This window comes from Psychrobacillus sp. FJAT-21963 (assembly GCF_001420585.1).
Lineage (GTDB): Bacteria > Bacillota > Bacilli > Bacillales_A > Planococcaceae > Psychrobacillus.
In genome coordinates this window covers 282,310-294,484 of the sequence record NZ_LJIY01000006.1, presented here as the reverse complement: position 1 = coordinate 294,484, position 12,175 = coordinate 282,310, and the positions used below count along the sequence as shown (strand labels likewise).

The window sequence follows — 12,175 nt, the reverse complement described above, 5'->3', positions numbered from 1 at the left end:
CCTTTAATTAGACTATACGTCCCAATTTTTTCATCACTTCTTCTAGTGATTCTTGTTTCATGGAATTCAAATGATAATCATGATTATTAAATGGTAGATTACTAGTCACATCATTTGGAACTATCACACATCTTATTCCTGCTTTTTTTGCTGCAGTTAATCCATTTAATGAATCTTCAAAAGCAATAGTCTCTGTCGGTAATAGCTCACAGTCCTTTAAGGTTTTTACATATAACTCAGGATGGGGCTTAACTTTGTTGACATCATCTCTTGTATTAATCACATCAAAATATTGTATAATACCTAGTTGTTCTAAATAAGTAGTTACCCATTGTTTGGATGAACTTGAAGCTAAGCCAATTATTAAGTTGTGGCTTTTTGCTTCCTCCAAATATTCTTTCACACCTTCTCTAAGAACTGGTTCTTGCATTTTATTTGTATATATTAATAATGCATCGTTTTCTATTTGCTCACAGTCTACTGTATTTCCAACCACCTCACGAAAATGTTTATATAAAACTTCATTACCAGTCCCTATACAATTAGCGTACCCTGGTAGCCCTAATTCAACAGAATGACTATTAAACAAAGCTTCTTTAAAAGCCTCATACCAGACTGTCTCTGTATCTACAATTAAACCATCAAAATCAAATATAATCCCTCTGAACATTTACATAACCTCTCTTCACTTCAATATAATTCTTATAAATTTTTTAATCCAATTCTTTCGTTTAAGTATGCCTTAAACATATAGAAAGCACTAGCAGTAAAAAGTTGATTAATTTCACCATTTGTAATCATAGAGTGCATATGATTGATGTCGACTAACTCCACATCTATAAACTCAGTGGTGTCTAGCTCTTGACCAAATGCTTTATATGTATCTTCTAATAAAAACGTCACTACTTTATTCGTTTGAGTAGCTGGATTCACATAAAACTCTCCAATTAAAATAGGATTTTTATCAGTAATATAGCCTGTCTCTTCTCGTACTTCCCTTACTATAGCTTGCTCATATTTTTCCTCCCCCTCTGGTTTGCCTGCAGGAATTTCTAAGAAGAAGTCTTCAGCAGCATACCTATATTGCTTAACAAGAATAATCTTATTCTCTTTTGTAAGAACGATGGCATTGACCCAATCCGCATATTCATTCACGTAATAATTGTTTATGATTTGCCCATCAGGTAATTCACATTGATCCGTTCGTAAATTTCCAAATTCTGTTTTATATACATATTGTGAGTTTAACTTTTTCCACTTTTTCATGAAAATCTCCTTGAAACCTGTATTTTATACTTTCATTTTATTGATCTACCTTTTGCTCTGTTTTCTTCTCTCCTCATGAAATGTATACGTTTATACGGGAAAATTGTTTCATTTACATTTCGGATTTCCAAAATTTTCGCTTCTTCGACTTTTATACATATAACTTATGACAAATTTGTGAACTTTCATTATTTTTCCACAATACGACAAATTTTTTAAATTGGATATAATACAATGTACTAGTTGCTTCCCTACATACTAGAAAAACTCGTCAAGAAATGAAGCGAAATATACTTTATGGAGGAAGAATTGTGAAAACTTTGTTGAAAGGTAATACATTATTAGTTCAGATTGAGATGAAAAGGAAAGTTATGTACAATATGGCTAAGAAGTTCGGATATAGCCATCCACTTGTCGTCTCCTGTAGTCAAGAACTAGACGTGTTACTCAATAAGTATTTTGAAAAAGTGTCTTAAAAACATATATTATTTAACTTGTGCTCCTCAATAGCTAAAAAGACAGACGCGCTTGCGTAGTTTTCAGCAAGCGCACATCCATGGTTTACTTTATAAGTTGCTTATACACAAACTTAATCAGTGCTTTAAAAATCATTTATTAAAACTGATCCGTACTTATTTTGAAATACAGATCAGTTTTGTCATTACTTATTGATAAACGTAGCTTTAGATTCAAAAATTATAAACCAGGAAATGATAGTTGTACTATCTCATGCATAAACATGATCTGGGTTTTCTGATTTCACAAACGCTTTACTTATATGTTCATGATTAATCCAAAGGTCATTGCATCTTTGAAGTTCATGTCTACAAGCGTAGGGATTCGATCTATATGTCTGATATACACATATACAACTTCATGTATCATTACCTCGATGATCAATATGCTTCCACTATGTTTTACATATTTGAAACAATTCTCGTCGAATAAAATGCAAAAAAGCCTACCATCCCATAAAGAGACGATAGGCTTTCCCTAACGAACGTGATCACTCTTCTTAACTTATGAAATAATAAGCCTACTTCTAATTACTTGCTTACTGAAGTCACCCGTTTAAACTTACATGTCAGTCTAACCATTGTCCAGAAGAATTCTCATATGCACATTTGCTTAGTGAATAATTTTTTCTAAATCCGCCCAGTTCTTCAACCTAGGTAGTTCCACCTGTTGGTTATAAGACTGGTCCATTATATACACTTTGGAAGCTACCCCACTTAGGGTTTCCAATACAGCTGGTTTATCATCAAAATAAAAGTCTAGTTCAAGTTCTTGAATTGTTGCTATTTTTTCTGCATCTTGCATCCCACAGTAAAAATGCCCATCTTCCACTGGAAAACCTTTAGCTTTCATCCATTCACGTGTTTGCAGACAATATTTTTTTGGACGTGAAGTAATATAAAAAATTTCATGTCCATCTTTTTTTAGTTGCTGTAATGTTTCTAGAGCTCCTTCAAAGGCAGGACAATCAGTAAAATAAATTTCTTCCAATAAGTTATTCCACATAGTATTTCCTGCTTCTTTTTCCATCCCAAACGCTTCATGTATTTCCACAGTTTTCAATGCTTGAAATACATCCAAAGCTATATTTTGATTCAATTTTTTGTTATATAAATGAAAGGCATGCTCTCTTAGATTAATTAATGTATCGTCAATATCAAAACCAAACTTCACGAATATCCTCCTAAATTAAGCCAAAACGACAAATTGTGAGGCAAATGATTGTTCTTTCTCAATTTGAATCGCTTGAATCTTTTCAACTTCTTTTTTTCTTTGCGTAGCACAACTTGTAAAATCAAGCTGAGATATATAATTTTCATCAATGAGAGATGCCAGTAAATCAGCATCTTTTAATGCACTATTTAAACCATATGCACCAGTTGGTGTCATCGTGTGAACAGCGTCACCGATCAACACTACGCCTTCTTTACCCCAATTCTCACTTTTACTACTATACACATCTAATAAGACAAAGTCCTGCCAAGATTGAATATGCTGATGAACAGTTTCCTTAAGCTGTGGAAATGCCAAAATAAGCTGTTCAATAAAAGGAGTAAATGGTTGTTTTCTAAGTGAAGAAAAAGAACCTTCCTCAATATTCCACCCAATTTGTATATATCCCTGCGCTTGAGTAAAGAGAGAAAGTTGTTTGTCACCAATAAGTGCCATTTTTATCGATGGCTCCCAGCTTGTAGGAGCAGGTATTTTAGCCCAAAGCAAATCATATCCATGTTTACGAAGAGTTGCATCAATTCCCGCTTTTTTTCTCACGGTTGAGTATCGACCATCTGCTCCAACTACTAATTGACTCTCTATGATAACTTCTTCCCCATCTTTTGTTGCTTTGACACCACAAAAAATTCCTGAATCATCTTTTAATAGCTCCAGTACTTTAGTATTCATCATACAGTTAAAAGCTGGATATTGTTGTGCAGCCTGTAATAAAACAGTTAAAAGATGACTTTGAGGAACATGAATACCAAGATGTCCCACTTGTGGGTCAGGTAGTATTGTTTTAAATGGTTTTCCATCATGCCAATACTCTAGCTTTTCCATTCGAAGTAATCCTAATTGTTCCACTGCATCAAAAAGACCGTGTTCTTTTAAAATTGCTTCGCCTTCTTCATTTAAATGTTCACCTCGAAATGCTTTTCCAACTTCGTGTGATCTTTCCAAAAGCACTACCGAAACATTTTTCTTCGCCAGTAAATAGGCAAGCAGCGCACCTCCAGGACCTGCCCCAACTATACAAACATCTACTTTATAATTCACTTCTGATCAACACCCTGATTTGGATACGCAGTAATCCTAATATCTTCCCCAAAGATTTGCACTTCATCAAAAGATAAAAGGTTTGCCGCATTCATTGAATCTATATTACTTCCCGCAAAGGGTGTTAGCGAATTTCTTCCACCTAACACTTTTGGCGCTATATAAACAAAGTATTTATCGATCAAACCTGCTCTTAAAAAAGAAGCATTAACCTCGCCTCCTCCTTCTACGAGCACGTCCGTAATTCCTCTTTCAAAAAGCTTTTTTAACATCTCCAGAATGTTCAATCCTTTGTCATCTTTTGATACAAAAATGAAGGAAACACCTTTTTCTTTATACGGTTTTACTGTTTCTAAATCTACACTATTGGATGTTACAATAATTGTATCGGCCTCATCAGTTTGTAAAACATGTGCATCTAATGGCGTTCTTAATTGACTGTCTAAAACGATACGGATTGGGTTTTTTCCTTGGCCCTCCGGTAATCTAGTTGTTAATGAAGGATTATCTGCCAACACAGTTCCAACCCCAACCAAAATAGCATCTACTTCATCGCGGAGTTTGTGTACATCTGCTCTTGCTTCCTCACCAGTAATCCATTTCGAATGACCTGTATGGGTAGCAAGCTTACCGTCTAACGTCATTGCAAATTTTGAAATGACAAAGGGACGTTGTGTAATCATGTTATGAATGAATCGCTCATTAAGTTTTTTTGCCTCTTCTTCTAGTACACCGACTTCTACTTCAATTCCAGCATCACGCAAAAGCTTTATACCTCTACCAGCAACTTCTGGGTTTGGATCCTGCATTGCAACAACTACACGACTTACATCTGATTCCTTTACAAGGTTTGCACAGGGTGGAGTCTTTCCAAAATGCGAGCAAGGTTCTAACGTTACATAAAGTGTGGCTCCTTTAGAATGCTCACCAGCCATATTAAATGCATGCACTTCCGCATGCGGTTCCCCTGCTTTACGATGTAATCCTGTTCCAACTATGACACCATTCTTCACAATCACAGCTCCGACAATTGGATTTGGGTTTGTATTACCTTTTGCACTTGCAGCTAAATTAAGTGCTAGGCGCATATAATCTTGATCGGTATTCATCGCCATGCACTCCTTAACTATTTAAAGTAGATTCTTTGATATGACCTGATTTTTGCACTTTTGTTTCCAAATAAAAACGATTTGTATCTGTCATTCCACCCCATAAAGGTACATGATGATCTGCTAATAACCCGTGAGCTTTTAGTGCCTCAAGCTTCTTAGGATTGTTCGTAATAAGCGTAACTGGCTTTTCTCTTAAAGCTTCTAATACTCGAATAGCCTCTTCATAGGAACGAGTATCATCCTCAAACCCTAAAGCTTGATTTGCTTCCACTGTGTCATACCCATTCTCTTGTAAAAGGTAAGCCAAAGATTTAGAAAAAAGACCAATCCCACGTCCTTCGTGATCAGCCAAATAAAATATCGCCCCACAACCATGTTCTACGATCATCTTCATTGATTCATGTAACTGGTATCCACAATCACAACGCTGGCTTCCAAAAATGTCTCCAGTATGACAAATGCTATGCATACGAATGAGTGCATCGTCCTCATTTGCAAAATCACCATACACTAATGCAGAAGATTGCTGACCAAAAGCTAACCGGGAGTTTGTAATGGAAGCAATAACTTCTTCCTTCGACTCCATCGCATCTACTTTTAGCCAAGAGTACCAATTAAAAGTTGCAGAAAAATCACCTTGTTTAATAGGTAATTTAACAGGGCCAACTAAACATAAATTCTCTTGGTCCGAAATTTTTATCATATCCATTTTATCTTGCAAAACATTTAAAGTATCATTTAATATCGTCATTTCGATCTCACCATTCTTATAGATTAAACATAAGTACATGCTTTACAGTACTTTCTGTTTCATTTTTGTCTTTATAAATTTATCTAACTCCACTTACCTATCGTAACCTAGTATATAATTACAAGTACCGAGAGTCAAATATTAACTATCATATGCCAAATACGAACAAATTAAAAGGCGCTTCGAATAAAGGGATTCGAAACACCAATGTTCTTCCTTTCATAACCTATTTACCCTTTTTTTAGAATGCTTTGTTTGCCATAGCAATCTGTATAACAAATGGAAAGCACATTCTTGGTAGAGTAACTCAATACTAATGTTTCATCTATTATTGTCGTTTTCATCGTTAATTTGTTATTTTCCTGCCTAATAGGAATAAGCCCAAACTTATAAACCACACCGTAATCTTTTGGAACTGAGAGTAATAAGCCTTTTTCTTGTGTGATGTGCAATGACAAATGGCCGTTATCACTTTGATAGGTACCGCATATGAAATCCATATTAAATATGTTTATTTGGTTTAATGGTTGAGGAAGTTCAATTGGTTGTTCAAAAATTTTCTTAGCAATATCTCTTGTCAGCTTTTTAACAGGAACAATATTCATATTGGATAAAAAAATAATCGTGAGGTCTTCTTCAAAACAGAGTATTTCATTTACATAACCACTTATATCACCAAAATGAAAGTAGCAATCTCTTTCTGCTACTTGTTTTCTAAACCAACCACAAGCATAGGAGTCCTGATAAGCAGTTAGCATGATTTTAGTGGCTTCCTCACTTATTAATGTGGAAGATCTAATAGCTCTATCCCATATTAGTAGATCACCTGTTGTTGAATAAAGACCATAAGCGCCTAAGGGAAAAGAAAGATCTGCATATGGGGCGTGAACTGGCTTACCATTGTATGAATATCCCGCTGCAAGGTTTGGTACGATTTCTATTCCATTATCACAGCCAGTATTATACATTCCAAGTGGATTCAATATGTTTTCCTTTAAATATTCAGCATACTTAACTCCAGTAACTTCTTCAATAATTGCGGTTAATAACAAATAGCCTGAATTGCTATAATCAAATTGTGAGCCAGGCTCGAATTCTAACGGCTCATTTTTAAAAGAATTAATTATCTCCTCTAAACTGGAAGAAAGGCGCATCGTATTACTCCAAAAATCAGGATAACTTGTGAAATTCGTTATCCCTGCTGTATGTGTTAAGCATTGATAAACAGTGATTTTGTCTCCATTTGGGAAATATGGCAAGTAATTATTTATTGTATTATGTATATTAATCCTGTTTTCCTCATGTAATTGGAAAATAGCCAATGCAGTAAAACTTTTAGTAATAGAACCAATTCTAAATTTGGTTTCAGATGTATTAACTATATCATGTTCAAAGTTTGCCATCCCATACCCATTGTTTAATAACATTTCTCCTTTATATGCAACCAACAATGATCCATGGAGATAATTATTCTGCATGTAAGCTTTTTCCCAATCCATCAAAAGCTGTTGTAAATAATCTGTCATCATCAGAATTCCTCCAAAAACCTTCTAGCATTATAAGGAATAATCATAAATTGATTGAAAGCATTTTTCAATACTTTATTTATTCTGACTTAAACTTTTTATTAGGTTTTCCATGATTTCTATATTGTTAAAATATAAAATTGTAATTGCGATCATCATGAAAATAGAAATAACACACATAATTATAAAAATCCCTTTAGATTTCTGCACATAGTTAAAAGCAAGAGAAAGTAGCAATAGTGGAAAAATGATTAATAATATTATGCATATTGTCTTAAATTCTTTCAAAACCGATTTTAACAACACGATTGTTAATTCATTTGCTTCCGTAACCTCTACAGTAAATTCATTACGCAAGATGCCGTTTTCTGAAATCGTAACCTTTCCGTTACCATCTTCTTGTAAAGAATAACCGAAAGGAAAAAACATAAAAAGGATGATAATTATAAATATACCTGATATAGCAGCTACAAGAGCCTTTTTTGGTACTAACCCATTTCGTTTAATCACCAGCTATCTCCTTTCCTTTTAGCAGTTGTTGTATACATCCACTCTATGAGTAAAATAGAATTCATATTAATTTTTCATTTGTTATATTTTTTAGAATTTTTACTTTTATTACAATTTTATTAAATAGAACCATTCCTACACAACTAGACAAATTTCGCAATTTATCTATCGTACAATTGGACAAGTNACTAGAAAAAATTACCCTCTTGGTGGAAGCTAAATATAAAATATTATTTGGAGGAAGAATAGTGAAAAGTAAATTGGATAAGAAGGCTTTAATGGTTCGAATCGATATTAAGCGTAAAGACATGTATAGAAAAGCAAAAAAATTAGGATTATCGCATCCCCTTGTTGTATCCGTTAGCCAAGAGCTAGATCAACTACTAAATAGATATCAAGAAAAATATAATAATCAGAATTTAAATTCACTAAAAAACCGATTAGTCTCCTAATAAGGGAACTAATCGGTTTCAATATGTACTTTAAAATTTTTTTCTTTCATTATAAATCATCCCTGGATCTCAGTTATACTTCTTCCACCTAAATAAGCATGTCCCGTTTTGAGCTTTTCTACTGTTTTAAATCCGTATCTTTGATATACTTTTTCAACTCTTTCGTTGATTGGAAATACCCATAGGTTTTCATAACATCTTTTTTCTATTTCAGTTTGAATAAAATGAATTAGCTCCCCAATCAATCCCCTACCTCTAAACTCTTCTAAAGTTGCTACACTCTCCATACGAGCTTGTTTATCATTTACAAAAATACAGGCAGTGGCACAGGCAATCCCATTATATCGAAGTATATAGTGTTCAAAACTTGGATGATTAAACTCTAGCTCAAATGCTTTTTCTCTCACTTCTTTACCTCCAAGCTCTTTTATACTACATTCAATTTGAAGGGCTTCAAAATAATTATGTTTATCGACACGTTCAATCACTATATTCTCGTTTTTCTCTTTTACTAAAAGCTTTTTATCCCATAATTGAACTGGACTAATTAACTCCTCATACCCAAAGCTATTCTCAAGTAAAATAGAAATTAGCTCTTTTTGTAGATCTAAATTGTATAGATAAAATCTTGGTATAATATTTTTACTATTATAAAATTTCACTACTTCTTCCATTATGAAGGATGGATTTTCACTTAATTCACTAATATGTGCATGATTTGCATCATAATATGATGGCTGATTCTCATTATAAAATAATGATCCCCATTTAGTATCCTTACGCATAGAAAAAGTTTCTAAATAAGCAAAATCCAAACTAATAATATCTTGTAAATTCATCTCGTTTTCCTCCAGGATTATAAACATAAAAGCTACTTTTTATTAAAAAACCCTTTTCCTAGAGTCTCCACGCTTTTTGGAAAAACTGCATATAGCTTACTAGTCAGGCCCATATACGAAGGCAAGTTAACTTCTCGCACAGGATAATCTATTGTTTTAATAATAGAAGTCACTACTTTTTCTGGTTGTAATAGATGTTTACTAAGTTTCCCTCTATAAGTGCCTGTCTGATCGGCTAAATCGAGGAATGGTGTATCAATTGGACCGGGATTGATCGTAGTTACGTGTATACCGAAATCTTTAAGCTCCATACGAATGGCATTGGCAAAACCGAGTATGGCATGTTTGGAAGCAGCATAAACAGAGGCTTTTGGTGTGGCAACCTTCCCAGCTTGAGATGCGATAAAAATAAAATGGCCGCTACCCTTTTCTTTCATTTTATCTGCAAAGTATTTTGTAAGTAACATCGGAGCAGTAACATTTACATTCATCATTTGTATCATGTTTTTCTCTTCTAAATCAGTTAAATATGCAAATGTTCCAACACCGGCACAATATATGATTGTATCAGGTGTCTCCATTTTCTGAAAAAGTTCCTTAAAAGATTGTTCTTTAGTTAAATCTGCATAGATGGAATGAACTCCAAGTTGATCTAATTCCTCAAGAACATCCATGTTTCGACCAGTTGCCCAAACGTCGTGACCATCAGCTTTCAGTTTTTTTGTGAGTAACAACCCAACCCCACTTGTTGCCCCAGTTATAAAAATTTTTTTAGGCTTGCTCATATAACAATATACCTTTCTCATTTTTTTGTTCCTTGATGTAACCCTCTTCCAATAAATAATCAATTTGACCAATTGTCTCTGACAAAGTCAAACCAAGTTCTTTTTCATATACTTTTGGAAACAGCTGTTGAGTAAGTTCAAAAATAGTTTTTTCTTCCTCTTTTATCATATCTAAAACTTTTAATGCTCTTTCTCTTTGTTTTTCAAGTCTATCCGTAATAAGTTGATGCACGTTAAATACCTCATTTCCGTGACCACTAAAAATCTTTTCAACAGGTAAATCTTGAATTCGTTTTAATGAAGCATTATATTGGATCATTGATTTGGATCGTTCCAAAACTTTATCAAGGGGTGGTTCAATCAATGGATTTGAAGAAATTTTTTCAAGAACTAAGTCCCCTCCGATTAATACTCTATATTTCTCCGACCAAAAAGAGAGATGGCTTTGGGCGTGCCCTAATGTCTCTAAAATTGTGAAATCAGGATGACCTGGAAGAGAATCACCTTCTCTTAAAATCTTTTGTAGAGGTCGATTTCCAATGAAGTGTATAGGTCTTTTCATCTTTTCAACCCAATGAAAGTAACTTTCTGGAACACCCTCTTCCTTTAAACATTGTAGATAAAAATCATCATGAAAGTGAAAGAATTCTTCATCTCTCGTTAGCCATGGTTCGTTATAAGCATGCCCCAATAATGTTGCTTGTTCAAATGCTTCTACCCAGCCCGAGTGATCTGGATGATGATGGGTTAGCAGTACTTGCTCGACATCTGAAAGCGAATATCCCGCTTCTTTAATTCCAGCCTTAATGGCTACTAATGCTTCTTCTGTTTTTGGACCCACATCTATTAAGGTGAGTGCATCGCCTTTTAATAAATATGCATTAACATCACCTACAGCAAATGGCGTAGGAATAATAATTTTATTTATAGTCATATGTAAACTCCCTCTAAATGAATGATGATTCATTATAATTGTACATTTTTTTAACGAAGACGTCACTAAATACAAGTTGACTTTTATTTGGAAGAGCCATATAATTTCATTAATTCAGAAAATAAAAGCTAAGATGAAGAATAGTACATATATGATGGAGTCAAGAGAGTGAAATGACCTGCTGCAATTTTCACCTCCCGCTCATATATCGAACCTACTTCGGAGCTACTATGCAAACATAGTCGTGACCTTCACGATATGAAGGATAAGCTGTGCCGCATTGCGGCAAATCTAGGTGGTACCGCGGAGACATGCGTTTTCGTCCTTATTTATTAGGGACGGGAACGCTTTTTTTTATTTTATAAGGAGGAGTTTTTATGACGAAAATTGTATTTGTCGGTGCTGGATCAATGGCAGAGGCTATCATTAATGGACTAACGAAGGAAGAAAAAGTTGCTCCAGAATTTATACATGTAATGAATAAATCAGATGTAGATCAGCTTCAGTTATTAAAAAAAACATACAATGTACAAATTGTATGTGAAGAGAAAAAAGCCCTTACAGATGCTAATATAATTTTTTTAGCAATGAAACCAAAAGATGCAAAAGTTGCGTTTACTGAAATAGCTCCTTTTATTAATAAAAATGCAACAATTATTTCAGTTATAGCTGGAGTAACCATCCAAACTATTACAAATTATTTAGGGAGACGTCCGATTGCACGTGTAATGCCAAATACATCTGCAGCTGTTGGCTTGAGTGCAACCGCCATATGTTGGAATGACTTAGTTACCGAGGAAGAAAAAATATCCATCATACATTTATTAGAATCTATAGGAACAGTAAAAGCTGTAGAGGAAGAGGATTTACATGTAGTTACCGCACTATCAGGTAGTGGTCCTGCCTACTTTTACTACTTTGCTGAACAATTTGAAGCTGCAGCAATAAAGCATGGTATGGATAAATCGGACGCGCGTCATTTATTTGTTCAAACGATGGAAGGTGCTGCTCAAATGCTTAAAACTGGTAACGCAGAACCTTTAGAATTACGGCGAAGAGTAACTAGCCCAGGCGGAACTACTGAAGCTGGTTTAGAACAATTGATACAGCATAATGTAAAAGATGCTATTTTTGCTTGTATCGATGCAGCTCAAAATAAATCCAGAGTGCTTGGTAAACAATATGAATAAGATGAAGAAAGATTCCGATTGAT

The 12,175-nt window shown here is 34.3% G+C and carries 14 protein-coding genes and 1 other annotated feature; of the genes, 3 read left to right on the top strand and 11 right to left on the bottom strand.

Annotated elements, in window-relative coordinates:
• Positions 1-7: 7 nt before the first annotated feature.
• Together AN959_RS15035 and AN959_RS15030 are read right to left on the bottom strand one after the other, a co-directional pair.
• A complete protein-coding gene (locus AN959_RS15035) occupies positions 8-670 on the bottom strand; it encodes an HAD family hydrolase (protein WP_056831820.1) in 663 nt (220 codons plus the stop codon).
• A gap of 32 nt (positions 671-702) precedes the next feature.
• Entirely contained in the window at positions 703-1,266 is a 564-nt protein-coding gene (locus AN959_RS15030) for an NUDIX hydrolase (protein ID WP_056831818.1), read from the bottom strand.
• 311 nt (positions 1,267-1,577) lie between these two features.
• Between AN959_RS15030 and AN959_RS21760 the strand changes: the two genes are divergently transcribed.
• Complete coding sequence (locus AN959_RS21760; RefSeq protein ID WP_256363929.1) at positions 1,578-1,742, top strand: aspartyl-phosphate phosphatase Spo0E family protein; 165 nt, start codon at positions 1,578-1,580, stop codon at positions 1,740-1,742.
• Between the two features lie 652 nt (positions 1,743-2,394).
• Here AN959_RS21760 and AN959_RS15020 read toward each other — a convergent pair.
• The 6 genes from AN959_RS15020 to AN959_RS14995 all read right to left on the bottom strand — a co-directional run bounded on the left by AN959_RS15020 (position 2,395) and on the right by AN959_RS14995 (position 7,952).
• The gene (locus AN959_RS15020; protein WP_056831816.1) at positions 2,395-2,955 is read right to left on the bottom strand and encodes an HAD family acid phosphatase; all 561 of its coding nucleotides are present in this window, start codon (positions 2,953-2,955) and stop codon (positions 2,395-2,397) included.
• Between the two features lie 15 nt (positions 2,956-2,970).
• Positions 2,971-4,053 (bottom strand): FAD-dependent monooxygenase, encoded by a 1,083-nt coding sequence (locus tag AN959_RS15015; RefSeq protein WP_056831815.1) that lies wholly within the window; start codon positions 4,051-4,053, stop codon positions 2,971-2,973.
• The gene (gene ribD / locus AN959_RS15010; protein WP_056831813.1) at positions 4,050-5,162 is read right to left on the bottom strand and encodes a bifunctional diaminohydroxyphosphoribosylaminopyrimidine deaminase/5-amino-6-(5-phosphoribosylamino)uracil reductase RibD; all 1,113 of its coding nucleotides are present in this window, start codon (positions 5,160-5,162) and stop codon (positions 4,050-4,052) included. The genes AN959_RS15015 and ribD overlap by 4 nt, the downstream gene beginning before the upstream one ends.
• 13 nt (positions 5,163-5,175) lie before the next feature.
• A complete protein-coding gene (locus AN959_RS15005; protein ID WP_056831811.1) occupies positions 5,176-5,916 on the bottom strand; it encodes a GTP cyclohydrolase II in 741 nt (246 codons plus the stop codon).
• A 230-nt stretch (positions 5,917-6,146) separates the two neighbouring features.
• A complete protein-coding gene (locus AN959_RS15000; protein ID WP_156350805.1) occupies positions 6,147-7,445 on the bottom strand; it encodes a serine hydrolase in 1,299 nt (432 codons plus the stop codon).
• Positions 7,446-7,517: 72 nt separating this feature from the next.
• The gene (locus AN959_RS14995) at positions 7,518-7,952 is read right to left on the bottom strand and encodes a hypothetical protein (protein WP_053588964.1); all 435 of its coding nucleotides are present in this window, start codon (positions 7,950-7,952) and stop codon (positions 7,518-7,520) included.
• A 278-nt stretch (positions 7,953-8,230) separates the two neighbouring features.
• Here AN959_RS14995 and AN959_RS14990 point away from each other — a divergent pair, with 278 nt between their 5' ends.
• Positions 8,231-8,404, top strand: a complete 174-nt coding sequence (locus AN959_RS14990; RefSeq protein ID WP_156316846.1) for an aspartyl-phosphate phosphatase Spo0E family protein — start codon at positions 8,231-8,233, stop codon at positions 8,402-8,404.
• Positions 8,405-8,460: 56 nt separating this feature from the next.
• On the opposite strand, the gene AN959_RS14985 is transcribed toward AN959_RS14990, so the two are convergent.
• From AN959_RS14985 to AN959_RS14975, 3 genes are read right to left on the bottom strand one after another with little or no spacing between them, the layout of a single operon-like run.
• On the bottom strand, positions 8,461-9,243 hold the full coding sequence (locus tag AN959_RS14985) for a GNAT family N-acetyltransferase (RefSeq protein ID WP_056831809.1): 783 nt from the start codon (positions 9,241-9,243) through the stop codon (positions 8,461-8,463).
• Positions 9,244-9,275: 32 nt separating this feature from the next.
• Positions 9,276-10,028: an SDR family oxidoreductase gene (locus AN959_RS14980; RefSeq protein ID WP_056831807.1), complete on the bottom strand. Its 753-nt coding sequence runs from the start codon at positions 10,026-10,028 to the stop codon at positions 9,276-9,278.
• Positions 10,015-10,962, bottom strand: a complete 948-nt coding sequence (locus AN959_RS14975; protein ID WP_056831805.1) for an MBL fold metallo-hydrolase — start codon at positions 10,960-10,962, stop codon at positions 10,015-10,017. Before AN959_RS14975 ends, AN959_RS14980 begins: the two co-directional genes overlap by 14 nt.
• A gap of 121 nt (positions 10,963-11,083) precedes the next feature.
• Positions 11,084-11,292 (top strand) — a binding site (T-box leader).
• Positions 11,293-11,339: 47 nt separating this feature from the next.
• On the opposite strand from AN959_RS14975, the gene proC reads away from it, so the two are divergent.
• Complete coding sequence (proC, locus tag AN959_RS14970; protein WP_056831802.1) at positions 11,340-12,152, top strand: pyrroline-5-carboxylate reductase; 813 nt, start codon at positions 11,340-11,342, stop codon at positions 12,150-12,152.
• Positions 12,153-12,175 lie beyond the last annotated feature (23 nt).